The following is a 24,768-nucleotide window of genomic DNA, read 5'->3' as shown; positions in this document are numbered from 1 at the left end:
ACAATGAATGTAATATATATGGTACAATATCCTAGAGTCCTTATGTTGAAAACATGAGGGCTTTTTTTGAGTGATTTGGGAATAATAAACCAAAAAACAATACAAAGGAAAAAATATGAACCAATCTCATAAAATTGCATGTAAAGTGGCTTTTATCTATATATTCATTGGGGTCCTGTGGATTATCGTTACGGATTACGTCTCTATGACACAGGCAAGGGCAGATGTTCAGATATATGCAATGTTTCAACATTCCAAAGGGTGGATGTTCATTTTCATCACCGGGCTCGTCCTTTACTTCATTATCAGGTATTGGACGGGGAAAATGTTGAGGTCCCAGCAGGAATTCATTCTGAAGGATGAACAGTATCGGTCGCTGTTCAAGCATAACCCGGATTGTGTGCTTGAACTGGATCTCGGGGGAAATGTCGTTGCGATAAACCCTGAAGCTGAAAAACTATTAGGTCATAACAGTGACAAATTGAAAGGCAAGAATGCGAATCATCTCCTTAACTGGAATGAAAGTGATAAAGTATCGGTATTTTTTAAACAGTCCCTTCAAGGGGAGGCTGTAAAATTCGAAACGACCATTCAGGATGGCAATGATGAAGAACGCATAATCCGTGTAACCTTTTTACCGATCATCGTTCACGCGGAAATGCTTGGAGTATATGCAATCGTTAGGGATATTACTGAATTGCGGCGCGAAGAGGAATTGATGATCATGTCTGAAAAGCTATCTGTAATCGGACATCTGGCTGCAGCGGTTGCACATGAGATAAGGAATCCGCTGACATCGTTAAAAGGGTTCGTACAGTTAATGGATATGACGCAGGAGGTAAACCCGCTGCATTCTGATATCATGTTGAAGGAAATTGACCGGATTAATATTATCTCAAGTGAACTTTTGATTCTTGGGAAGAAACAGGATGTAGCATTCCGCAGGCTCGATCTTGCCGACAGTTTACAACAGGTATTCACGCTGATGAAAGCGGAAACGAATCTAAATAATATCGAAATGGGGTTAAGGGTTAAAACCGCCGAACCGATTTATATTATGGCTGACCCAATTGAAATTAAACAGTTGATAATCAATATCGTCAAGAACAGCATTGAAGCGATTGAGGATAATGGGAAAATTGATATATCGCTGAAAATCATCGATGGACAAGCTGTAGTCAGCGTGAGTGATAATGGCATGGGGATGGTGCCCGAGCGCCTAGAACGGATTGGTGAACCTTTTTATTCGACGAAGGAAAAGGGCACAGGGATCGGACTCGCGATTTGCCGGAAAATCGTTCATCGACTTCAAGGGGAAATGCATTTTGAAAGTGAGATAAACAAAGGGACGACGGTTACAATTCGTATTCCGTTGGCTACTGGACAATAATAAATGGTACTATGAAAGATAGGAAAAGTTATATATTAAAGGAGAACGATATGAGCGAATTACCTGAATTAGTGAACGATAGAAAACCATATATACAAGAGGTCTGGAAAAAGTCTGGATTCGGACAACTTACCCCGATTCAAACGAAAGCGATTCCGGTGATTGTCGAGGGAAAAGACATCATGGCCGAATCACCGACGGGTACCGGAAAAACATTAGCGTATTTACTGCCATTGCTGGAAAAGATAGATCCTGAAAAGAAATCGCCCCAAGCATTGATTTTGGCATCATCACGAGAACTGGTCATGCAAATCAATGAAGAGGTCCGCATTTGGTCAGAGGGAAGCGGCATTACGGGTGCAGCATTCATCGGCGGTGCTAATGTGAAAAGGCAGTTGGACAAACTGAAGAAGCGTCCCCAGGTGATTGCTGGAACACCAGGGCGGATTTATGAATTGATTGCCCAAAAGAAATTGAAGATGCATGAAGTAAAGACGATAGTACTTGATGAAGGTGACCAATTGATCACTCCAGAGCATATGGGAACGATCAATAATATTATCAAAACAACGCTAAAAGACCGGCAAATCATGGTATTTTCAGCAACCTTGCCGGAGGAAACGGAAAAAGCCGCCAGGGGATTCATGAATGAACCCGAAATGATCAAGGTCGATAAGCATGAAAAAATGGAATCAAAGGTGGACCATCTTTACTTTGTTGTTGAGAGACGGGAAAAGTCCAAGATTCTCGAGAAAATCACAAGAATTAAAGATGTGAAGGCCCTTGCCTTCCTGAATGATATAGCAGAGCTGAGCGTCCTGCATGAAAAGCTGAGTTATAAAGGTATTGAAATGGGCGTACTTCACGGTGAATCCAACAAAGTCGACAGGGAGAAAGCGTTGCGCAAGCTTCGTTCCGGAAAATCCCCGATGCTGATAGCAACGGATGTAGCGGCAAGGGGGCTTGATATTAAAGGTCTTACTGCGGTCGTTCATATCGATATGGCTGACAACATCGAACAATATATCCATAGATCTGGGAGAACTGGGCGAGCAGGTGCTGATGGCACTGTCATTTCAATCGTAACGGAAAGAGAAGAGCGAGAGTTGAAAAAAATGGCCCGTGAACTGGAGATTCCATTAACGAGAGTGACCTTCTATGGTGGAAACATTGTAGTCGATGAATGATACGGAAAAAGGGACGGCCAGGCGGCTGTCTCTTTTTTTGCAAATGCCCGTTAAGAATTAAACTTAAAAATTTGCTCATTGTGCGGAATCCCACTACATGCCGTTTTCACTTTTCTGAATATGGCGGGATTCCCAGTAGAAATAGGAAAGTGCCCGTTGAATCAAATGGAACGCTGGCTGCCCAGCCACCAAAAAAATGATAATATCCCTGCAAAGCATTGGATGCTATCGATTGTGAAAAAAGCCTAAATTCAGGAGTTCATTAATGGGGGATGATCATGAATGAAAACGCTTCCTTTATATGGTTTTTTGACATATGATAGCAATAGACATAGGTTAGGAGGAGACGGTATGACAGGAAAGTATAATAAGTTTGAAACGGCAGTCATCCATGAAGGATATGACTCGAAGAAACATTTAGGAAGCTTGGCAACACCCTTATTCCAAACCTCAACATTCACTTTCGAAAATGCCGAGCAAGGTGAAAAGCGTTTTGCCGGTATGGAAGATGGATATATTTATTCTCGCCTAGGAAATCCAACAGTACAAGTGCTTGAAGAAAAGATTGCCGCTTTGGAAGGCGGGGAAGCTGGCCTGGCTTTCGGTTCAGGCATGGCTGCCGTTTCAGCAGTGCTTTTTGCGTTAACAAAAACAGATGACCACATCCTGTGCTCACAAGGGCTATATGGTTGTACATTTGGCCTACTGCAGCTAATGAAAAATAAATACCGCATCACACATGATTTTTGTGAAATGGATTCAGAAGAACAGGTAAGGAAAATGATCCGGCCGGAAACGACCTGCATATATGTAGAAACCCCTATAAATCCGACGATGAAAATGATTGATTTACAGATGGTGGTGAGAGTTGCGAAGGAATATAATGTGACGGTCGTGGTCGATAATACATTCTCGACTCCCTACCTACAGAGACCGCTCGAATATGGCTGTGATATCGTCCTTCATAGCGCTACGAAATATCTTTGCGGGCATGGTGATGTCGTTGCAGGCCTTGTCGTCGGTAAGAAGGAATTCATGAACCAGGTAGCCGGGACTACACAGAAGGATATCGGTGGAATCATTTCACCATTCGATGCCTGGTTACTATTACGGGGGCTAAAGACCTTGCCTGTCAGGATGGACCGTCATTCGGCCAACGCAATGGCAATTTTTCAAGAACTTAAGAAACATCCAAAGGTGAAAAAGGTATATTATCCAGGTGATGAAGCTTCAACGGATTATTATATTATGCAAAAACAAATGAAACATGGCGGCGGACTTATCTCTTTCGAACTGCATGGCACAAAACAGGATGCACAGGAATTCCTCGATAAATTGAAACTTATCAAAATAGCCGTAAGTCTAGGGGATGCCGAAACATTGATCCAGCATCCTGCTACGATGACGCACTCTGCCGTTCCTGAAGATTCACGGGAGCAAATGGGCATCAGTGACCAGCTTGTCCGTCTCTCAGTCGGCCTTGAGGCGTGGGAGGATATCTGGCAAGATCTTCAGCAAGCATTTTAATGTACCATATCCCTCATTTGTTCCTCTTATTTTTAATGAAGATGGTGATGGATACGATAAAAGTGATGGCAGCCAGGATAAAAGAAATGTCCGTGATTAACGGATAGGCGTCGCTATTTCGTATCCCGATGCCCATGAATGCCCAAACGAATACGAGAGGATAGCACCAATCCCGGTTTTTACCTGCAAAGACAAAGGCCAAGGCTATTGCTGCAATCAGCAGGACGATCGTCCAGATTATACTGGAAACCCCAAAACCGTCCCATTTAATATAGGTGAGGTAATAAGAAATGTCAGCTATTGTTGCAACACTTACCCATCCTGTATAAACGGAAAACGGAAATAGGTCGAAAGCATCATGCTCCACTTTTTTTACTCTTGTATAAATGACCATTAAAATAGTCAGCAGGGCAATGATAATGAATACGGATAATAAAAAGCGTTCATAGTGCCAGGCCAAAAGCCAAGCGCCATTCAGGACACAGCTTAAAGCGAACCAAGGGAAGGATGCCTTATAAGCAGGGCTGTTTTGATGTTTACTTAAGAACTGCCTGAATACCCAGATGGCGAGCAGGAAATAGATCAAGCCCCATATGGAAAATACATAACCGGCAGGAGTGAAATGGACATCCAGTTTATCGGAAATCTCTCCTGATGTTTGGCCGTTCAATGGCAGATAATTGGCTAAAAAATTCATCGTGACGACGAATAGATAGAGAATCAAATTAATGATGGAAAAAATCAATGGGCAACCTCCTTGTATGAATTATGATCTTTCTACCCTTATTCCACATATTTAGCCTGATTAACCTTTAGGAGCACATCGGGGTTGCTTGGGGGGCATTTTTCCATAAAGAGAGGAATTTCCTGTAACAATTGAACCATTTAAGGTTAGAAATTTTACATCTTCACTTTATGGTGATAAAATATTCAAAGATTCATATTATTTTAGTCCTTCGGGGTCGGGTGAAAATCCCAACCGGCGGTGATGAAGAAATTCTAAGCCCGCGAGCCTGATAAAGGCAGGATTTGGTGAGATTCCAAAGCCGACAGTACAGTCTGGATGGGAGAAGGACGTGTGGAACCCAAGTGTATACGTACGCCTAATTTTTCGAAAATGAAAACGTTAGGCTTTTTAGGTATACAATTTTTTTCACTCATTTCTCCTGCTAACTCCTTAGGCCATCCTAAGGGGTTTTTTATATTTTATAAAAGGGGGAAAAGCATGTTTACGGGAATCATTGAGGATATCGGTACCGTACATTCCTTGAAAAAAGGAAAGAGCAGTATGGAGTTATCGATCCGTTCTGAAAAAATCCTTGAAGATGTGCATCTTGGGGATAGCATTTCAGTCAACGGGGTCTGCTTAACGGTAACATCCTTCACGAAAAGTTTGTTTACGGTCGACGTTATGCCGGAAACGGTCAAAGCTTCCTCGATCCGGACGTTAAAATTGGGATCACCTGTTAATCTCGAACGAGCAATGAGTGCACAAGGAAGGTTTGGCGGTCATTTTGTTTCAGGTCATATCGACGGAACCGGAACGATCATTAAAAAAGAACGGAAAGAAAATGCCGTATATTATGTAATCCAATTGGAAGAAGGGCTTAGTAACTTCTGCATTCCAAAAGGTTCCGTGGCCATTGATGGAACGAGCTTGACGATATTTGGGATCGAAAGGAACCTTTTGACTGTATCACTGATTCCATTGACTCATCAGGACACCATATTGGGACAAAAAGCGGCTGGCGATATCGTTAACATTGAAAACGACATGATAGGGAAATATATAATACATCAAATGAAAAATGGCAATCCAAAACCAGGACTGAATTTAGAGTTTTTGGCAGAGCATGGATTCTAATAAAGGGGCGGTGTAATGATGTTCCATACAATAGAAGAAGCAATAGAAGATTTGAAGGCTGGCAAGGTAGTAATCGTATCCGATGATGAAGACCGTGAAAATGAAGGGGATTTTGTAGTGCTGGCCGAAAAGGCGACACCGGAAGCGATTAATTTCATGGCGACCCATGGGCGTGGTTTAATTTGTACAACCATCACTGAAGAACTCGCCGCGAAATTGAAACTGCATCCTATGGTAGGTGAAAATACCGATCATCATGGCACTGCTTTTACGGTAAGTGTCGATCATAAAAGCACCTCTACAGGAATCAGTGCTTTTGAACGGTCCTTGACCATCCTTGAACTTCTTAATGAAGATTCTGTAGCTGAAGATTTCCAAAGGCCTGGTCACACTTTTCCGATAGTCGCTAAAGAAGGCGGCGTATTGAGAAGGGCAGGCCATACGGAGGCATCGGTGGATTTGGCGAAGTTATGCGGTGCCGCTCCAGCTGGTGTCATTTGTGAAATCATGAATGAAGATGGGTCGATGGCCCGAGTAACCGATTTAGAAGTCATCGCTGATAAATTTAACCTGAAATTCATTACGATAGCCGATTTGATTCGGTATCTTGAACAAAATGATTCAATTGGGAAACAGGAACTTGAACTGAACATCCCGAAAGCTTGAAGCATTATTTAGGAATTAAATCTTAACGTGGAAAAAATGATATTGTTTTTTAAAATTAGGAGGAATTAGACATGGGGAAAACTATTGAAGCACAATTAATCGGATCAGGATTGAAAGTCGGTATCGTGGTAGGAAGATTCAATGAGTTTATCACAAGCAAGCTTTTAGGAGGGGCAATGGATGGCCTTAAGCGTCATGGCGTTGATGAGAATGATGTTGACATCGCATGGGTTCCGGGTGCTTTTGAACTTCCGTTAATTGCTAAGAAACTTGTGAATACAGGTAAATATGATGCTGTAATCGGTCTAGGAACGGTCATCAGGGGTGCCACTTCACATTATGATTATGTCTGCAATGAAGCAGCTAAAGGCATGGCTTCCGTTTCTTTGGAAACAGGTGTACCGGTTATCTTCGGTTTACTGACAACTGAGAATATTGAACAAGCCATTGAACGTGCAGGGACAAAATCAGGTAACAAAGGCTATGAAGCAGCAGTTAGTGCGATTGAAATGGCCAACCTTGGAAAATTAATAGAACAGTGATTTCACATAAGGAAGCCGCAGGGAATAACATTCCTGCGGCTTTTTTATTGTTGGATTGGAAATGCCCCGATTTCAAAGAATGTGCGGTTTCAGTAATAAATCATGGGAAATAATGAAATGTTAGGTAATTCAAAAAAAAAACGGACAAAAGCATCACGTAATGGAAGCATGATAAAATATGCGGATATGATTGTGCTACAATTGTAAAGATTGCAATTGAAATTCATGACTTTAGGGAAAAGTAATTTTATTAGTTATTAGGAGGGGTTTGTGTGTACCATCTCTTTACACATAATGATTTAGATGGAGTCGGCTGCGGCATTGTAGCTAAGCTGGCATTCGGAGAAGAAGTAGTGGTTAGTTATAATTCGATTGGCCGCCTCAATCAGAATGTAGGAGCATTTCTTGAGCAGGCCAAGATTGAAGATACTTTGATCGTTACCGATCTATCGGTTGATGAAGATAACGAAAAAATGATTACTCAGTTTGTGGAAGATGGAGGCAAGGCACTGCTGATTGATCATCATAAGTCAGCACTGCATTTGAATGAACATGATTGGGCATCTGTAACTGTCGAACAGGAAGATGGTAAACAGACGGCAGCGACATCATTATTCTATCAGTATGCAGTTGAAAATAATCTGCTGGAACCTTCAGGCATTGTCGCTGAATTCGTTGAATTGGTTCGTCAATACGATACCTGGGAATGGGAAGTCAATAAAAATACAACGGCAAAACGATTGAATGACCTGTTTTTCATGATTCCGATAGAGGAATTCGAAATGAAAATCGCAAATAAGCTGTCCACGGCTGAAAGTTTTACTTTTGACGAAGTGGAGCAAACTCTTCTGAATGTTGAAGAGAGTCGAGTAGAGCGGTACATAAACAGAAAAAAAAGAGAAGTATATCAGGCTACGGTTGGTCCCCATACAGCTGGTGTGGTCCATGCAGAGTCATACCACTCGGAATTGGGTAATGAACTGTCGAAAGAGTTCTCGCATCTGGATTATATAGCCATCCTGATGGTAGGAAGTAAAAGGATCAGCTTCCGGACAATCCATGATGATATAGATGTTTCTGAGGTTGCCGGCAAGTACGATGGGGGCGGTCACCAAAAAGCCGCCGGTTGCACCATGTCTGAAAAGGCATATAGCCAATATGTCGAAAAGACCTTCCATGCTGAGCCACTGAAACGAGACGCACATAAGAATCAATTGAATGTGAAAGAGTCCCCAGAGGGTTGCCTATATTCAACGAGAGACAAACAGGACATATTCATCTATGAAGATGAAGAAGAGGAATGGATTGTTGAAATCAACGGAAAACAACAGAAAAAAGTATTCGATACATTTGCGGAAGCGGAAAAATACATGAAGCGGAAATACGCTGCATGGCTGGCGCATGATGAAAGATATGAAGAATTTATCAATAAGGGATGAATAGGAAAGCGGCTGTCCGAATGGACAGCCGCTTTTCAATGTTCCGTTGTCATTCATGTTTTACCTTTTAAGCGGGACAGGATGAACGATTGTACGGGACTGTTTTTTCGGAATGGAATTTTGGCGATGGAGAATTGCATTGATTTCTCCCCCAATCACAAAAATCAGACCACTCAAATACAGCCATAGCATCAAGATGATCACGCCTCCTAAACTGCCGTAAGTGGAAGAGTAGTTGGCAAAGTTACTGACATAGAATGAAAATCCTAGTGATATTCCCAGCCAAAGCACAGTTGCGGTCACTGCCCCTGGGATGACATGTTTAATGGGAAAACTTTTATTCGGTGCAAAGCGATATAAAAAGGCCAAGACAAGTGAGATGACCACAACCGCGATAACCCACCGTAATAAGCTGAATAATATTTGCGTTTCTTCAGGGATCGGAATGACTTGCTGTAATAAATCGATGATCACTTTTCCAAAGACGGGGAGACCCAACATGACGATGAATGCTACAACCAGGCCTAATGTCAATAAAATGGAAATGAAGCGAGCTTTGATGAAATTCCTTGTTTCCTCTACATCATAGGCAATATTCATGGAATGGATGAACGCATTCATTCCGTTGGAAGCCGACCAAATGGTACCGAGGAAACCAAAAGTCAGTAAGCCGCCGTTCCGTTCAGATAATATGTTGACGATATTTTTCTCAACGACTTCCATCGTTTCCGCAGGCATGAAGGTTTTTATCGTATCAAGGGCTGTCTGAGTATCGATGTTCAGGTAAGGTAATATGGACAGAAGTAAAATGAGCAAAGGGAACAGTGCCAGTAAATAGTAATAAGCTTGTTCTGCCGCCAGCCCGGTTACACGATCTTCCTTTATTTCTTTAATCAGTTTCTTTGAAAATTTTATCGACTTATTCATCTGGGCATCACTCCTGAATAGTTACTTAGGTTATCTCTTCTTTTCCCTCTGGTCATGTAAGTTAATCCTCAAAAGAAAAGAAAGTGAAAGTTCTAATCGCGGGCTTGTAGGGGGATGGGCTAATAAAATAACCTCATAAAAACCAAAAACCAATTTGGAGGCGAGTCAAATCAGTTTTAAATGCTCCAGTAAATTACAATATCAGAATGATGGAGAGCTGAAGAAATGGCAAGCCGATTATGATCAACCTTAGCCTATATTTTTCGATACTCTTTTTATTGGAAGGCTTTGCAAGATAAAAAGGAGTTGATACTTCAAGTCTATGAATAATAAGGTCCAATACGACTAGTAATGATTTTATGCCTTCTTTATAAAAGGTTAATAATTATGATAGGTAAACAGAAAAAAAGGGCAGACAGCAATGTCTGGCCTTTTTTCTCTATTGCACTTCTTTTCCCTGTTCCTTTTGAACCTTCGGAGGGGACCATTTGAATACTTTATTTAGGATATTATAGATGTGTTTGGATTCTTTTGTAAGGATTGGCCCAAGAATCGCTAAGGTTAAAACATAAAGTGCCGCAAACGGGGTTAGTATAGGCATTAAACCGCCTGCAATGCCTAAGTTGGCTAAAATGATGGAGAATTCGCCGCGTGAAACGATCGTTAAACCGATGTTTGCGGAAGCTCTGTGAGATAAACCGGATTTGCGTCCGGCGATCATACCAGCTGCAAAGTTACCGATTATGGTGATGATGACTGCTCCAAGAACCATCCAGACTGCTCCCCCAAGGGTCGTCGGATCGATACTCAAGCCAAAGCTGAAGAAGAATATGGCCCCGAAGAAGTCTCTAAAGGGAATGACAAGTTTCTCAATCCTGTCGCTATGTTCCGTTTCAGAAAAGACTAGGCCGAGCAGTAATGCACCGATGGCTTCCGCAACATGAATCGTTTCCGAGAAACCGGCAATGAAGAATAGTAACGCGAACACGACGATGATAAAAATCTCATCGGAGGTTATATTGAATAATTTGTTAAGGACCCCAGATGCTTTCCTGGCGATAACGAAAAATATCAGCATATACCCAATCGCGATAAATGTAGAAAGTAATGTTCCCCAAACGGAACCAGAAGAGCTTAATACCAATCCGGAAACGACTGATAAATAAACGGCGAGGAAGATATCTTCAAACATGATGATGCCAAGGATTAGCTCCGTTTCATTGTTACCGGTCCTTTTAAGGTCCACAAGTACCTTAGCCACAATGGCACTTGAAGAAAAACTGATGATCCCGGTTAATATCAGAACCTCTTTCAATGGAAGGCCGAGCAGGAAACCATACAGCAAGGCCATTCCCACGTTGATTAAAATATAGTAGGTTCCGCCTGTCACGATATTTTTCCCGGACTTCATGAGCTTTTTAACGGAAAATTCAAGCCCTAGGTAAAACAGAAGGAATAAAATACCGACACGGCCGAGGAATGCAATGATTTCATCACTTTCAATGAAGCGCAAGTCAATTAATCCAAAGTGCGGGGCATGGGGGCCAACGAGCATCCCGATGATAATTAATAGTGGAACATTTGATATTTTGAATTTACCTGCTACGAGAGCGGCTAATGCCACTAGAAGTAGGGCAGTACCCACTTCAAAGACTAAATGGTCCATATGAGCTTAGTCACTCCTTTCGTCGGTCAATAACTCTCTTGTCAGGTTACGGATATCTTTTCTTTCACCGGATATCACAAGAGTGTCGCCTGTTTCGATGATGGAGTCAGGACCAGGATTATTCATTTGTTTTTTTCCTTTTTTAGAATGGGCGATGACGGTCACGTTATAATTGCTCCTGATATCAATCGAACCGATCGTTTGATTGATTGCTTTTGAACCTGGTTCGACTTTGAACCATTCAATCACCAAGTCACCCAATGACATTTCAATTGTTTCAAGTGCTTGTGGTTTATAAACCATGCCGCCAATGATGGAGGCCATTTGCCGGGATTCCTGATCGTTAAGGGTGATGCTCGATATGACGTCCTCATGTTCATTATCAAAATGGTATAATTCCCGACGGCCGTCATCGTGAATGACGATTACTAACTTTTCATCATTTCTGGTTATGATTTCGAATTTTTGGCCAATACCAGGAAGTTCGCTTTCTCTAATTCTCACTGGAATTCCTCCTTAAAATGTTGGTTGAAGTTAATGGAAGATAGCAGGATGTTCATAAGTTAACGTCAATATTCGTCTTGAATTTCTTCTCCTTGGATATGCCGATGTATTTTAATGTCTCCGATGGACTGGAATGATGGTAATGCTTCTGTATCAAGGCCAGTGAAACTCCTTGTTTATAGGCATGGTAGCCAAAAGTTTTACGCATCGAACTTGCTCCGAATTTGCCTGTCAGCCCTGCACCTTCCACAGCATCATGGATGATTCGGTGCGCCTGCTGACGTGTTATCGGCTTTTTTGTCTTAGGGGAAAGAAATAAAAATTGACCTTCGATAACCTTAGAGCCTTTAAGGTATTCTTGTAACGCGGTACGGACTTTCAAGTTCAAATAAATGAGATTGACTTCGTCATTTTCCGTCCGTTGTTCATAGAACTCCTTGATTTTTCCTGTTTCATCCAGAACGCTGGCCACGGTGATTTCAAGCATTTCATTTATCTTCATACCTGTATTGATGCCGAGTACAAACAATAAATAATCCCGACTGGAGTGAGCGCGCAGGTATGTTTTTATTTTGCTGATTTGATTGATATCCTTAAAGGCTTCTACATATTCCATAAATCTTCTCCTCTTGCTAATGTAACATAATTATATTATAACACAAGTTATGTAACATTGCATGCATTTAGTCCTGTAGGGGATTTCTATCCAAACAGTAATGCATGCTGTCGAACGTAAAAAATCATTTTCCTTATTCTCTGCTCAACCGAGGTAAATTATTTCAGATAATTATGTGGAGAATGCTGTTTGCATCAACGGGAATATCAGCCTGGAATGAAAAAAAAAGAAACCCCAAGTTGGGGTTTCCTCATCTTTTTAGTACACGGCTTTTTGTAGTTTGTGAATGACTTCAAGTGAAAGCCCGGTTCCGATGGCAACTGATTCAAGCGGGTTATCTGCAAGTTGGACTGGGACGACAATTTCATTCGTCAGCCAATCTTGTATCCCGTTGAGAAGTGCACCCCCGCCGGATAAGATGACACCTTGATCGACGATATCCCCGCTCAATTCAGGAGGACAATCTTCCAAAGTGGCCCTGATTGCTTCCAGTATATGAAGAAGCGATTCCTGAATGGCTTCCTGGACGTCAGTGGATGATATTGTAATCGGCTTCGGGAGACCCGTTACAAGATCGCGGCCCCTGACTTCCATGCTGATCACGGAATGTTCAACAAGTGCGTAGCCGATTTCTTTTTTTATTTCCTCGGCTGTTCTTTCACCAATCAGCACATTATGTTTTTTCCTGACATATTGGCTGATATCTTCATCCAATTGATCTCCGCCAATTCTGATTGAATTGCAAGAAACGACGCCGCCATAAGAGATGATTGCGACCTCAGTCGTTCCGCCGCCGATATCAACGATGACATTGGCAACGGGCTCTTCGACAGGCAGGCCTGCACCTATTGCTGCTGCTACTGGTTCCTCGATAAGGTGGACCTGTTTCGCTCCGCAGCTTTTAACTGCATCCTGAATGGCCCTTCTCTCAACTGATGTGGAACCTGATGGTGTACAGACCACTACACTAGGTTTGCGAATCGATAAACCTAGGGCCTTACTTGCTTTTTTCATGATTTCCCGAAGCATTTGCGCGGTTACATTAAAATCCGCAATGACACCATCCTTAAGCGGACGGATTGCCACGATATTTCCGGGAGTTTTCCCGATCATGTTTTTTGCATCCACACCGACTGCCAATACTTTATTAGTCTCTATATCAATGGCCACCACAGATGGCTCATTAAATACGATTCCTTTATTTTTACTGTAAACTAGCGTATTTGCAGTCCCTAAGTCAATGCCTATTTCTGTATTTGATAACATTTAGTCACCCCTCCATAAGAGTTTGACCCCCTATATACTCATTCTACCTTTTATTGCGGGTTTGTGGGGGTGGGAAATCTAGTAAATGGTGGAATTGCCATGCCGTTTCTTTTCATAGAGCGAAAACATGATGAAATATAAAAATGCATTGGCGATGGCAAGAGGGCGGATAACGACAAAAATGTCCAGTGTTATAGTATATTTCACACTGCCGCTCCTCGCCTCAGTCGAAAACAAGCGTGGATGGCTGCTTTGAATCAGTATATTTTATGTTAAGATAAAGATGAAAATCCGCTTAGATAAAGAAGGTAATTTTGTGAGTGCAAATTTATACGAGAGTAAGAGTTTTAGAGTCATCTTTACAGCTTTTCTAGCCTTCCTGGGTGGTTATGCGTTTGATAGCCTTGGAATTTACCTGCCATGGATGCTTGGGCCATTATTTGTCGTGATGATCGCGAAAGTGAAATTAAGGAAGTATTTGTTTTGGTCTAAAAACTTTAGAAGTACTGGATTGGTCATTCTAGGTTTGCAACTGGGCAGTTCATTCACGAAACAATCGTTAAATGAGATGATCGAATATCTGCCTGTAATGCTTTTTACGACAATCGCAATCATTTCATTTACAGTGTTGACTGGCTGGTTTGTCGGAAGACGAATGAACTTATCCTTGGGCACATCCATGCTTGGCAGTTTTCCGGGAGGTCTTTCCCAGATGGTCGTCTTAAGTGAGGAAATGAAGGATAGTGATGAAACGGTTGTAGGTTTCATGCAAACACTGCGGGTCATCCTGGTGATATCCATTGTTCCTTGGATCGTGACTCATGTAATGTCAGTTGAATCAGGTGTGGTAACGTCCGTAACGGAGCGACCTTTTTTCTTATTTGAATATGATGGGAAATTAGCCATCATGATGTTGATAACCCTGTTATTATTCATCTTCATCACAAAGAAAGCGAAATTTCCGCTGCCTTTTTTGCTAGGACCCCTCATGGCCGCAGCACTATTCAATTTGGCAGGACCAGGTGCCCAGCAGATTCCTGACTTTTGGTTGAACTTGTCGCAATTGTTGATCGGCGCTCATTTAGGCTACACACTGAAGGTTGATAATCCCCGACTTTTCAGAAAGATGTTCGGGGCCGTATTCGTCAGTAATGTCCTATTGATTGGATTTTGCTATTATCTTTCCATTCAGTTTGCCCCGATCCTATCTTTACAGGCGAACGAATTATTTTTGAGCATGGCGCCAGGCGGCGTCGCCGAAATGGCAGTCACAGCCATGTCAGTGCATGTGGATTTATCCGTTGTAACAAGCTTTCATTTATTCAGGATTCTATTCATTTTATTTTTCCTGTCACCCATCATAAAATGGCTGGTCGGAAGAAGCCAGGGAAAACAGGAACAGGGACAAAGCTGAAAGGCTTTGTCCTTTTTCTTTTCGGAAGTACTGAAGAGTGAAAAGAACAAATCAGGCGTTATGCGGGATTCACGAATAAACCGCTGAAACTCGCGAGTAAACCGCCAAAATTCCGAGTTAATGCGAATATTCCCATACATTATGGGAGAAAAGTACGAACGGAATATGCTTGAAATTCAATCTTCGGAAGGATATTGTACCCGAACAATGGATTGTGCTGTTGAATAAGCTCATGTAGGTGCCGAATCTGGTGGATTTTGTGATGATTTAATGAAAATTGAATTCGAATAGTAAAATAATCCTCACTTTTTTTGAACTTCATCCGATATAAGGAGAAGACGAGACTTTAAATGAATGGGTGAGTATTATGGATATAACATCAGTTTTGGGCGTAGTTCTTGGTATTGTGGCCATCTTAGTCGGAATGGTGTTGAAAGGCGTAAGTGTAACGGCGTTGATTAACCCTGCGGCTATTTTGATCATTATTGTAGGGACGATAGCTGCTGTCGTAACGGCTTTCCCTTTGTCGGAATTAAAAAGACTACCAAAAATATTCAAGATTTTATTCTTTGAACAAAAATTGACAAAGCCTGAAGAGTTAATAAAGACCTTCTCGGAATGGGCGGTCATTGCCAGGAAAGAAGGCTTATTGGCATTGGAAAGCATTTCGGATCAAATGGATAATACCTTTCTGAAAAATGGATTGAATCTAGCAGTGGAAGGTCAGAGTGCCGATTATATTCGTGATATTTTAGCAGAGGAAATAGACGCGATGGAAGAACGTCATTTAAGCGCGGCAGCGATTTTCAGTCAAGCCGGTACATATGCACCGACGCTTGGCGTATTGGGTGCGGTAATCGGACTTATTGCCGCATTGGGGAATATGGCTGACACAGAGGCATTGGGACATGCCATATCTGCCGCATTCGTTGCAACCTTGATGGGGATTTACACGGGGTATGTGTTATGGCATCCATTTGCAAATAAGCTCAAACGGAAATCGCAGCAGGAAGTCCGAATCAAAGAAATGATGATCGAAGGTATTTTATCGATCATCGAAGGGGAAGCTCCAAGAACGATTGAACAGAAATTAACATCCTATTTGCCTGCTGGAGAGCGTAAGAAGTGGTTGGAAGGCGATGTGAGAGAAGATGGCTAGGCGCAAAAAGAAACAAAGGCATGAGGAGCATATAGATGAGTCATGGCTGGTCCCCTACGCCGATATCTTAACATTGCTTCTCGCGCTTTTTATCGTCCTGTTCGCGTCAAGTTCGGTTGATGCAATAAGGTTCCAGCAGCTGTCCAATGTATTTAACCAGGTTTTTACAAGCGGAACGGGTTTTATGGAGTTCCCAAGTGATTCCCCCAGCAATGAGCCGACGTCACCGGAACAAAGAACAGGCGCAGAAGAACTTGAAAAGCTTGGGAAAAGCGAACAGGAAGAACTTATGGAAGTTCAGGAGCGTGTAAATGCCTACATCCAAAAGAATGATTTAACGGATAAATTGGGAACGAATCTTACGGATGAAGGGATGTTGATTTCAATCAGGGAAAACGTGCTGTTCGAATCGGGGGTTGCTGAGGTGAGACGTGAAAACCGAAAAATCGCTAAGGAAATCTCTGATTTACTGGTCATGGACTTACCAAGAAACATTATCGTAAGCGGACATACCGATAATATTCCGATTAAAAATTACCAATATGAATCCAACTGGGATCTGAGCGTGATGCGATCCGTGAATTTTATGAAACTTCTTCTGGAAAATAAAGAGCTGGATCCCGAAATGTTCAGTGCTAAAGGACATGGGGAATTCAAGCCGGTTGCTTCTAATGAAACAAAAAAAGGAAGGGCGAAAAACCGGAGGGTTGAAATCCTAATTGTTCCACGGACAGCGATAAATGAGTGAAAACCTGTCAGGAATGGACGGTTTTTTCTTTTTGAAGGAGAAGATATGGAAAGAGAATATACAAACGTGATGGAAGAAATCGTTGTGACATGGGTTCAGTTATTAATGTCAGGAATGGAATACCAAACATTTTGTTCGTGCCGGAAATGTAAAAATGACATTATTACATTATCATTGAATAACCTGCCTAATTACTATGTAACCACGGAAGAAGGGCGTAAAAGGATGTTTGGGAATTTGAATACAGAAGAAAACAGGAAATGGATCAATAAAAGAATCATCAATGCGATACACGTTGTTGGCCGGTATCCTAAACATTGATCAAAAGTTTGCCATTATCTTTTTTTCCGATATTAAAAAAGGTGGACAGCGACCGCCGAAGGGTTGGCGGAAATATAGCGGTATATTACTCATAAACAAAAGGGACAACATGAATTATGTGTTTTATTTATGGTGGCAGAGGGAACATAAATAATGTGCAAAGTAGGTTCATTCGATCAAAAATTGAGGAGATGAATGATTATGGGTAAAAATATCGCATGTGTTATAACGAATATGTTTGAGGACTCGGAGTATAGTGAACCGGCCAAAGCATTTGAAGAAGCCGGCCATACGGTAACGACGATTGAAATGGTAAAAGGGAAAACTGTCAAAGGGAAACAAGGGGAGGTAGAAGTCGAGATTGATGAAAGCATCGACTCGGTGAAACCGGAAAATTTCGATGCATTATTCATCCCCGGCGGGTTTTCCCCTGATCAACTGCGTGCTGACGAACGCTTCGTATCTTTCGCCAAATCGTTCATGGATGATAAAAAACCAGTATTTGCAATCTGCCATGGACCGCAGTTGCTGATTACGGCCAAAGCACTTGAAGGACGCCGTGCAACAGGATATACATCCATTAAAGTCGATATGGAGTATGCAGGTGCCACATATTTGGACAAAGAGGTTGTGGTTTGCGGCGACCAGCTTGTAACCAGCAGGACACCTGAAGACCTTCCGGCATTTAACCGTGAATCGCTCAATCTATTGAAATAATGAGAAATCCCGGCACATGCCGGGATTTTTCATTTTAAAGGATTCATATACTTCAATCTTTGCAGTAAAATAAAAGGAGAGACGAATTAAAAAGGAAGTGTCATGATTGATCGTATTAAAATCCGCACGTGAAATTCAAGCGATGCATGAATCGGGTAAAATTTTGGCAGCCTGTCATAGGGAGATTGCAAAGTTGATTGTTCCTGGGGTGACAACATGGGAAATTGAAGAATTTGTTGAAGGATTCTTAAAAAAACATGGTGCGAAGCCGGAACAAAAGGGTTACAAAGGGTATGAGTATGCGACATGTGCCAGCATTAATGAAGAAATTTGTCATGGTTTCCCTCGTAAGAACCCATTGAAAAACGGGGATATCGTAACGATTGATATGGTCGTCAATTATAACGGGGCCCTTGCTGACTCTGCCTGGACGTATACGGTCGGTAAGGTTTCAAAGGAAACCGAACATTTAGTGAATGTGACGAAGGAATCTTTATATAAGGCGATTGAAGTATGTGTGGAAGGCAATCGGATTGGAGATATAGGCCATGCCATACAAACATATGTCGAAGCGGAAGGCTTCTCTGTCGTTCGTGATTTCATCGGACACGGGATAGGAAACGTCATTCATGAAGAGCCGCAGGTTCCGCATTATGGACTGCCGAATAAAGGTCCGCGTCTTAAGGAAGGCATGGTATTCACCATCGAGCCAATGGTAAACGTAGGTACATATAAAGCAAGGCGGGATCCGAATGGATGGACGGCATCCACTGCAGATGGGAAATACTCGGCTCAATATGAGCATACGATTGCCATTACGAAAAACGGTCCGCTTATTTTGACTGAACAATGAACATGAAGGCGCTCGTCGTGCACCTTATTTCCCAAAACGTTAATATCTATAAATCAATGTTTACAGCCCTTTCTCGGATTACCGAGGAAGGGTTGTAATTTATACAAAAAAACCGTATGAATACCCCTTGAATCCCCTTCCTCAAAATCCATATAACTTTGAAATGAATTTGCTACTTTTTCTCTCACAGTATATGACACGTGAGAAGATATTCATTGTTGTTTGAATGTCTGTATGACCAAGTTTTCTTTAACATCCTTAATGAATGCTCCAGGCTTATCATTTAATCTAGATAAGCGGATGAAAAGCCTTTATACCAATGCAGAATTATCTAGCGAGATGCCTAAGGCAACTAAGCTTATAAAAATTATTAAGTTACCCGCATGACATTGAGATAGATGAAGAGTCATTAATTTCTCGCAAATGCTTTGATGACCAAAAGAAGTAACTTATTAATTTTTGACAGGCAGTCGCTTTAGTGATTGGATTGTTCGTGAAGAAAACCTTAAAAATAACTTCAAGTATTCTAGAATTCGTTTTCGGAAATAAGGTATCTTTCCACAAACTGCAATAAAGCATTAGCGCACGGTGAGAGATAACGTCCTTCAAAATAAAATACAGATACCCAACGGGATAGTGGTGGATCCAAGGGTAAAATGGATATTGATGGACCTGGAGACTCCGTCATTAAACGCGGGAGGACTGATACGCCTAGTCCCTCTGCTACCAATGTCCGTGGAGAGGCACACTCGTAGGCAATAAGTGGCTCGAAACCTTCTCTATTGCACGTCGCAAGTAGTTGGGAACGTATTCCAGATCCCTCTTTAAAAGATACGAATGATTCTTCCCTAAGTTCTTTGATGGAAATTTTCTTTCGCTTCTCCAGTGGATGTCTTTTGGCGATGATCAGCACAAGTTCATCTTCACATAGAGGTTTTGCGCGAAGCCCCTTTGGTGGAATTAGATCTATATTTGATGAGTAAATAACTTCCGAATGAGCCAGGGCGAGATCTAATTCTCCCTTTTTAAGAGCTTCCAACAATGGTTCAGTTGTATTCTCCCTTATAAATACTTTTATACCGGGGTACTTCTTACTAAATGATGTCAGCAAGCTCGGCAATCTAGTTTGTACCATGGACTCTAACGCTCCTACCATAACTTTGCCGTGCGGGGAGCTAATAAACCCCTTAACAGAGTCTTTCGCCATTTGTGCCTCTGCTAGGGTCTTTTCAGCACCAATTAAGAATTGTTCCCCTGCCCAAGTTAGTGTTACCCCCCTTCCTGTTCGCTTAAAGAGCTTAATGCCGAGTTCTTGTTCCAATTTTCTTATCTGCTGAGAAAGCGCGGGTTGAGCTATTCTTAGCCGTCCGGCTGCTTTTGTAAAATTATTTAGCCTTGCCACTTCGACAAAGTAAGCTAACTGTCTAAGCTCCATACATTCAATGACCACCTAATTTCATGATATAAGTAATTCTTATTGGCACAATAACATAAATATCTTTTTCTTATCAATTTAACAGGATTATAATTTAATTTAGAAGGGGGAAAGCAAGTAGATTTTTACGATCATGCATTCTTTTATCTCTGTTGTAGCTAGAGTTTCAATTGCTAGCATAAGAAAAACGGCATTTAACTATTTGAATTTAGGAGGTTTGGGCCAACTGGTGCTGTAATTCTCTTATTACTACCGATGTATACGATCCGTAAAGTTCCTGTGTTAGCTAAATACAAGGGGAAAATGAGCAATGTTTTTGTCACAATTATGGGCGTAATTACTGTCCTGGCTATTTTTAAATCATTATTCTCATTTTAAAAATGCTAGGTTTTATGAACCCCATACTTCGAATTGAAGTGGAAAGAGAAGGATTTCGATGTTTCATAAAATGATCTGAAATTACATCGATCAATTAAAATGAAAAAACAGCATCGATCATGATGCTGTTTTTTCATTTTACTCAATTGGACGTTCCAATGAATACAAATCTTCTTCTATATTTCCTAATCTGTCCTCAATTACTTTTTTAGCATCTTTGATACCTTCATTATAAATAAAGGGAGCAATATTTTCGAAAATGAACTGCAAATGATTTTCAGCAGCAATTTCACCGATTTCCTTGCCATGTTCCTGATACACATATTCTTGGATGCTTTCAATCATCTTGCGGCGTTTTTCTATGGGGAATTGTATGAACATTGTGCCCTCCTTCATATTTGTTCTAAAAACCATGTAATGAATTGATCCGAATCCAAAGGGAAGACGGGTACTGAAGCATGATTCCTGGTTCGTTCCAGACATTCGGGCCAAGCCACAGCTGCTTTGACATTAGTAAGCCGCTCCAATAAAAGGAGGTCACTTTCTTCTTTGATTAAAATCACCTTAGGAAAGTCCTCTTGCTTATAACCTTCAATTAAAATCACATCAGGGAGAAATAGACACAGTAATTGAATCAGCTCAGTGATAGGGGCTTTCCCCTTGAAATTGCCGAGCAGCTCGATTGTACCATCTCCTTCAACAAGTGATGCGGCCGCGCCTGCATGAAAGTGTTTATTGGAATCCTTTGTGCCTGTGACAGCTGGCTTTCCGCCATGTCCATGATGTTTTAAAACGGCTGTCTCTAACTTTGCTTCGCGAAGCTGTTGGATTATATTCGTTATGAAGGTCGTTTTTCCTCTATTTTGATAGCCAACGACCTGGAAAATAAAAGGTTTTACCAAGGCCAGTGGCATCCTTCTTGGTCATCGAGAAGCAGGATGTCCACAAAATCTCCAGTTTGGAAACCACGTGTCCCCCCAGGTAAGACTGTCAGTGAATTGGCACCTGCCAAGCTTGTTGTAATATTGGACTTATCCACACCGCTAGGAATTACCTTCAACTGACCGGACTCGTAAAATAATCGGGTCCTAAGCAGACGTGAAAATGGATTGGGTTTTAAGAAGTCTTCTGCCAATTGTGCCGACTCTTTTCGTAAATGCGGATGCTCCGAAAACAGCATGGTGCGGATGATCGGTCTAGCAAATAGTTCAAAGCCGACATAACTGGCGGATGGGTTGCCGGATAAACCGAATAAAAATTTGTTATTATATACGGCTACGGTCGTCACGCTGCCGGGGCGCATGGCCACTTTATTGAATAAGACATCAGCGCCCATTTTTTGATAAATATCCGGGAGAAGATCAAAATCACCGACAGAAACCCCTCCTGTCGTAATGAGCAGATCCACTTCCTCCAAGGCAGTGGAAATGGCATCGTAGCTTAATTCGAATTCGTCCTTAAGCTTTCCATAGAAACGGACTTCTCCTCCGGCCCTCCTAATTTGGGCGGAGATGGCATGTGAATTGCTGTTGCGAATTTTGCCGGGCTGCAACGGTTCATTAACATCAAGAAGTTCAGACCCCGTAGCGAATAATCCGACGACAGGTTTAGTGGCCACTGGCACTTCGTAATAACCGAATGTTGCCAGCAATCCGATGATCCCTGGATTGATCACTGTTCCTTTTTTCACAAGAACATCGCCTTTTTTTGCATCTTCACCTTGAAAAGAAACGTTTTCGCCTTCCTTGAGCGAGCGTTTAAATGATATGTACTTCTTTCCGTCCTTTTCGAATTCCTTCGTAAGCTCGAGCATGATTACGGCATCACACTCAGCTGGCATTTGAGCTCCAGTCATGATTCTTGCCACTTGATTTTTTTGAACAGGAATATTCGATACCATACCCGCAGCCAACTCTTCAACCACTTCGAACTCGAGAGGGTTATTAATGGAACCTTCGGCCGTATCCTTGGATCTAAGGGCGAATCCATCATATGGAGAGCGGTTAAAATGCGGAACATCATTTGTAGCCACAATATCTTGAGCCAAAAAACGGTCATGGCTATCCTCGAGGGGGATCAGTTCCATATGTCCTGTTAATTTATGCTTCATCACTTTTTCCACTGCTTCTGGAATACTGATGGGCGTTCTTCTTTCTACCATGCTTACAACTCCTGTCGGTTTTTCATTTTCTATATTAAATGTAGCAGAACTTTTTAAAAAATGAAAAAAATCCTCACCGGTATGGGAGGATTTGAATGTTACTTATTACGCAGTCTTCCAAGTTCTTCAGCGATGGCTTCCATTTCACGAACACTGAAATTCGTTTTTTTCATCACCATAGTATAAATATCGTGCAGTTCTTCGTACATCTCGATATCAAAATGGCTCGATTTGATTGCACCGAAGTTCATGACTTTTAATTTATCCTTGATTGCTTCAATCATAAAATCGACACTTTCGGCTGTATTTTGCGTTAAATCCATTTCCCTCATCCTTTCATACGTTCCTAAATTATTTTCATCTTTGCATGATTACCCTGAGAAGTCAATGAATATTCGGGTGGAAAACGAAGCTTGATTCCCGATACACTTGGTCATCTCCACGTTTTAAAGTGAGAGAGTTTGGGAAAAGATAGGAAAAAAAATATTTAAACATTGTATAATGGAGATAGCTACCAATATACATCAACTAATATATGACGAGGAGGAGAATATATGAGCAACATTCGTGAAGAATATAGGTGTGCCAAGAAAAGCAAATTTATGCAAGCGGTCTTTATTGGGGCGTTGGCTGGGGCAGCGATAAGCCTTTTTGATAAGGATACGCGTCATTCTGTATTGGAAAACAGTAAAAGCTGCATGGGTAATATGAAAGAATTCATAAAGAACCCCAATGGGGTGCTTACACAAGTACGTGAAACATCATCTAAGGTCCGTTCCACTGTTGAAAAAATTTCTGACGATGTCTCCTTCATTTCCCAAAAGGTGGAGGAAATGAAAGATATTCCTTCGCAAGTTGCCCAAGTGGTGATGGAGACGAAGGAAGTTTTTGCTGCGGAGGAAGAAGAGCCAACTTCAGGTAACCATGAACGGATTTCCTTAAATTAGAAAATGGGGTGGAGGTATGGCCAATAAAAAAGAATGGCTGAAAGGCTCATTCTTCAAGACTTTCATAAAACGGTTACAGGTCGATGATGTGTCTGGTCTTGCCGCACAGCTGTCTTATTTCTTTTTACTATCCCTGTTTCCGTTACTTATTTTTTTATTCACTTTATTGGCCTATCTGCCATTTTCCCAAGAAGATATATTAAATACCGTCCGTACATATGCGCCTGAAGATTCGATGGAAATCATTGAGGCTAACCTATCGGAAGTGATGGAAGCGAATGGGACTTTATTGTCGTTTGGTGTCATTGGAACGATATGGTCGGCATCGAATGGGATGAATGCAATCATAAAAGCATTTAATCATGCATACGGTGTAAAAGAAAGTCGAACTTTCTTTATTTCCCGGGGAATGTCGATTCTTCTCACTTTAGCGATGATTTTTGTTTTTATTGTCGTTTTATTGCTTCCGGTATTCGGAAAACAAATCGGAGTGTTTTTATTTGCCGAAATTGGACAATCCGATGAATTTCTTACGATTTGGAACCAACTTCGCTGGGTGATCAGTACGCTTGTATTTTTAATTGTGTTCACCATTCTCTATTGGATTGCGCCCAACATAAAGCTGAAGTGCATAACCGTACTGCCTGGTGCTATCTTTGCAACGGCAGGATGGAGTCTCGCTTCCTTTTTGTTTTCATTTTATGTGGAGAACTTCGCTAATTATTCCGCAACATATGGAAGTCTTGGAGGAATAATCGTATTAATGGTCTGGTTTTATTTGTCGGGGCTCATAATCATAATGGGCGGGGAAATAAATGCGCTCATTAGTGAAAAGGAAAAACCGGAATGTGGTTGAGCTTCCTGGAGTTCCCGTAATAGCGGACTATCATGCTGCGGATACTATTCAAGAAATGAAAACTTTTGTAGAGGAGGAGTTCTTTCATGAGTAAAAAGGATGGCAGCACAAAGCAAAAAGGAAAAAATAAAGGTTCGAACCATAAAACATCAGGTTCTGCAAACGGTAAGAACGGATACCACTAA

General features: G+C 41.6%; 26 protein-coding genes, 1 pseudogene and 1 riboswitch. Of the genes and pseudogenes, 15 read left to right on the top strand and 12 right to left on the bottom strand.

Annotated features, from left to right (window positions below):
- Positions 1–115 precede the first annotated feature (115 nt).
- The 3 genes from ACQKNS_RS21675 to megL all read left to right on the top strand — a co-directional run bounded on the left by ACQKNS_RS21675 (position 116) and on the right by megL (position 4,104).
- On the top strand, positions 116–1,390 hold the full coding sequence (locus ACQKNS_RS21675) for an ATP-binding protein (RefSeq protein WP_427645325.1): 1,275 nt from the start codon (positions 116–118) through the stop codon (positions 1,388–1,390).
- Between the two features lie 50 nt (positions 1,391–1,440).
- Positions 1,441–2,577, top strand: coding sequence for a DEAD/DEAH box helicase (locus ACQKNS_RS21670; protein ID WP_427645324.1), 1,137 nt, complete (start codon positions 1,441–1,443; stop codon positions 2,575–2,577).
- 351 nt (positions 2,578–2,928) lie between these two features.
- Entirely contained in the window at positions 2,929–4,104 is a 1,176-nt protein-coding gene (megL, locus tag ACQKNS_RS21665; protein WP_427645323.1) for a methionine gamma-lyase, read from the top strand.
- A 13-nt stretch (positions 4,105–4,117) separates the two neighbouring features.
- Here megL and ACQKNS_RS21660 read toward each other — a convergent pair whose 3' ends face one another.
- Entirely contained in the window at positions 4,118–4,849 is a 732-nt protein-coding gene (locus ACQKNS_RS21660) for a TspO/MBR family protein (protein WP_427645322.1), read from the bottom strand.
- Between the two features lie 203 nt (positions 4,850–5,052).
- Positions 5,053–5,183, top strand: a riboswitch (FMN riboswitch).
- Between the two features lie 146 nt (positions 5,184–5,329).
- Here ACQKNS_RS21660 and ribE point away from each other — a divergent pair.
- The 4 genes and pseudogenes from ribE to ACQKNS_RS21640 all read left to right on the top strand — a co-directional run bounded on the left by ribE (position 5,330) and on the right by ACQKNS_RS21640 (position 8,615).
- Complete coding sequence (gene ribE / locus ACQKNS_RS21655) at positions 5,330–5,968, top strand: riboflavin synthase (RefSeq protein ID WP_427645320.1); 639 nt, start codon at positions 5,330–5,332, stop codon at positions 5,966–5,968.
- A gap of 18 nt (positions 5,969–5,986) precedes the next feature.
- Positions 5,987–6,625: pseudogene (ribB, locus tag ACQKNS_RS21650) on the top strand (3,4-dihydroxy-2-butanone-4-phosphate synthase); the annotation flags it as partial.
- Positions 6,626–6,705: 80 nt separating this feature from the next.
- On the top strand, positions 6,706–7,176 hold the full coding sequence (ribH, locus tag ACQKNS_RS21645) for a 6,7-dimethyl-8-ribityllumazine synthase (RefSeq protein WP_034305700.1): 471 nt from the start codon (positions 6,706–6,708) through the stop codon (positions 7,174–7,176).
- Positions 7,177–7,448: 272 nt separating this feature from the next.
- Entirely contained in the window at positions 7,449–8,615 is a 1,167-nt protein-coding gene (locus ACQKNS_RS21640; RefSeq protein WP_427645319.1) for a DHH family phosphoesterase, read from the top strand.
- A gap of 60 nt (positions 8,616–8,675) precedes the next feature.
- Here ACQKNS_RS21640 and ACQKNS_RS21635 read toward each other — a convergent pair whose 3' ends face one another.
- From ACQKNS_RS21635 to ACQKNS_RS21610, 6 genes are all read right to left on the bottom strand, one after another.
- Complete coding sequence (locus ACQKNS_RS21635) at positions 8,676–9,542, bottom strand: YihY/virulence factor BrkB family protein (protein ID WP_427645317.1); 867 nt, start codon at positions 9,540–9,542, stop codon at positions 8,676–8,678.
- Positions 9,543–9,981: 439 nt separating this feature from the next.
- On the bottom strand, positions 9,982–11,208 hold the full coding sequence (locus ACQKNS_RS21630) for a cation:proton antiporter (protein ID WP_427645315.1): 1,227 nt from the start codon (positions 11,206–11,208) through the stop codon (positions 9,982–9,984).
- A 6-nt stretch (positions 11,209–11,214) separates the two neighbouring features.
- Positions 11,215–11,712, bottom strand: a complete 498-nt coding sequence (locus tag ACQKNS_RS21625) for a cation:proton antiporter regulatory subunit (protein ID WP_076370883.1) — start codon at positions 11,710–11,712, stop codon at positions 11,215–11,217.
- Positions 11,713–11,764: 52 nt separating this feature from the next.
- A complete protein-coding gene (locus ACQKNS_RS21620) occupies positions 11,765–12,328 on the bottom strand; it encodes a tyrosine-type recombinase/integrase (protein WP_427645314.1) in 564 nt (187 codons plus the stop codon).
- Positions 12,329–12,586: 258 nt separating this feature from the next.
- The gene (gene mreBH / locus ACQKNS_RS21615) at positions 12,587–13,594 is read right to left on the bottom strand and encodes a rod-share determining protein MreBH (RefSeq protein WP_427645313.1); all 1,008 of its coding nucleotides are present in this window, start codon (positions 13,592–13,594) and stop codon (positions 12,587–12,589) included.
- Between the two features lie 78 nt (positions 13,595–13,672).
- A complete protein-coding gene (locus ACQKNS_RS21610; protein WP_427645312.1) occupies positions 13,673–13,801 on the bottom strand; it encodes a hypothetical protein in 129 nt (42 codons plus the stop codon).
- A gap of 109 nt (positions 13,802–13,910) precedes the next feature.
- Between ACQKNS_RS21610 and ACQKNS_RS21605 the strand changes: the two genes are divergently transcribed.
- From ACQKNS_RS21605 to map, 6 genes are all read left to right on the top strand, one after another.
- The gene (locus ACQKNS_RS21605) at positions 13,911–15,008 is read left to right on the top strand and encodes an AbrB family transcriptional regulator (protein ID WP_427645311.1); all 1,098 of its coding nucleotides are present in this window, start codon (positions 13,911–13,913) and stop codon (positions 15,006–15,008) included.
- A gap of 367 nt (positions 15,009–15,375) precedes the next feature.
- A complete protein-coding gene (gene motA / locus ACQKNS_RS21600; protein ID WP_427645310.1) occupies positions 15,376–16,167 on the top strand; it encodes a flagellar motor stator protein MotA in 792 nt (263 codons plus the stop codon).
- Positions 16,160–16,915 carry a flagellar motor protein MotB gene (gene motB / locus ACQKNS_RS21595; protein ID WP_427645309.1) on the top strand — a complete coding sequence of 252 codons (756 nt, stop codon included), beginning with the start codon at positions 16,160–16,162 and terminating at the stop codon, positions 16,913–16,915. Before motA ends, motB begins: the two co-directional genes overlap by 8 nt.
- A 45-nt stretch (positions 16,916–16,960) precedes the next feature.
- The gene (locus ACQKNS_RS21590; RefSeq protein ID WP_427645307.1) at positions 16,961–17,236 is read left to right on the top strand and encodes a late competence development ComFB family protein; all 276 of its coding nucleotides are present in this window, start codon (positions 16,961–16,963) and stop codon (positions 17,234–17,236) included.
- Positions 17,237–17,437: 201 nt separating this feature from the next.
- Positions 17,438–17,953: a type 1 glutamine amidotransferase domain-containing protein gene (locus ACQKNS_RS21585; protein WP_427645306.1), complete on the top strand. Its 516-nt coding sequence runs from the start codon at positions 17,438–17,440 to the stop codon at positions 17,951–17,953.
- Between the two features lie 106 nt (positions 17,954–18,059).
- Entirely contained in the window at positions 18,060–18,806 is a 747-nt protein-coding gene (gene map, locus ACQKNS_RS21580) for a type I methionyl aminopeptidase (protein ID WP_427645305.1), read from the top strand.
- A gap of 526 nt (positions 18,807–19,332) precedes the next feature.
- Here the strand turns inward: map and ACQKNS_RS21575 are convergent.
- The 5 genes from ACQKNS_RS21575 to ACQKNS_RS21555 all read right to left on the bottom strand — a co-directional run bounded on the left by ACQKNS_RS21575 (position 19,333) and on the right by ACQKNS_RS21555 (position 23,103).
- Positions 19,333–20,241 carry a LysR family transcriptional regulator gene (locus ACQKNS_RS21575; RefSeq protein WP_427645304.1) on the bottom strand — a complete coding sequence of 303 codons (909 nt, stop codon included), beginning with the start codon at positions 20,239–20,241 and terminating at the stop codon, positions 19,333–19,335.
- 516 nt (positions 20,242–20,757) lie between these two features.
- Positions 20,758–21,000 carry a DUF2164 domain-containing protein gene (locus ACQKNS_RS21570; RefSeq protein WP_427645303.1) on the bottom strand — a complete coding sequence of 81 codons (243 nt, stop codon included), beginning with the start codon at positions 20,998–21,000 and terminating at the stop codon, positions 20,758–20,760.
- A gap of 11 nt (positions 21,001–21,011) precedes the next feature.
- Entirely contained in the window at positions 21,012–21,521 is a 510-nt protein-coding gene (gene mobB, locus ACQKNS_RS21565; protein ID WP_427645302.1) for a molybdopterin-guanine dinucleotide biosynthesis protein B, read from the bottom strand.
- On the bottom strand, positions 21,515–22,780 hold the full coding sequence (locus tag ACQKNS_RS21560) for a molybdopterin molybdotransferase MoeA (protein WP_427645301.1): 1,266 nt from the start codon (positions 22,778–22,780) through the stop codon (positions 21,515–21,517). The genes mobB and ACQKNS_RS21560 overlap by 7 nt, the downstream gene beginning before the upstream one ends.
- 98 nt (positions 22,781–22,878) lie before the next feature.
- Positions 22,879–23,103 (bottom strand): DUF1128 domain-containing protein, encoded by a 225-nt coding sequence (locus ACQKNS_RS21555; protein ID WP_427645300.1) that lies wholly within the window; start codon positions 23,101–23,103, stop codon positions 22,879–22,881.
- Between the two features lie 231 nt (positions 23,104–23,334).
- Between ACQKNS_RS21555 and ACQKNS_RS21550 the strand changes: the two genes are divergently transcribed.
- Together ACQKNS_RS21550 and ACQKNS_RS21545 are read left to right on the top strand one after the other, a co-directional pair.
- Positions 23,335–23,727, top strand: coding sequence for a YtxH domain-containing protein (locus ACQKNS_RS21550; protein ID WP_427645299.1), 393 nt, complete (start codon positions 23,335–23,337; stop codon positions 23,725–23,727).
- Between the two features lie 16 nt (positions 23,728–23,743).
- Positions 23,744–24,583 (top strand): YihY/virulence factor BrkB family protein, encoded by an 840-nt coding sequence (locus ACQKNS_RS21545; RefSeq protein ID WP_427645297.1) that lies wholly within the window; start codon positions 23,744–23,746, stop codon positions 24,581–24,583.
- The last annotated feature ends 185 nt before the right edge of the window (positions 24,584–24,768 follow it).

Origin of the sequence: Peribacillus sp. NPDC094092, from assembly GCF_050279365.1 — a bacterium.
Lineage (GTDB): Bacteria > Bacillota > Bacilli > Bacillales > DSM-1321 > Peribacillus.
This window is presented reverse-complemented; position numbering and strand designations above follow the sequence as displayed.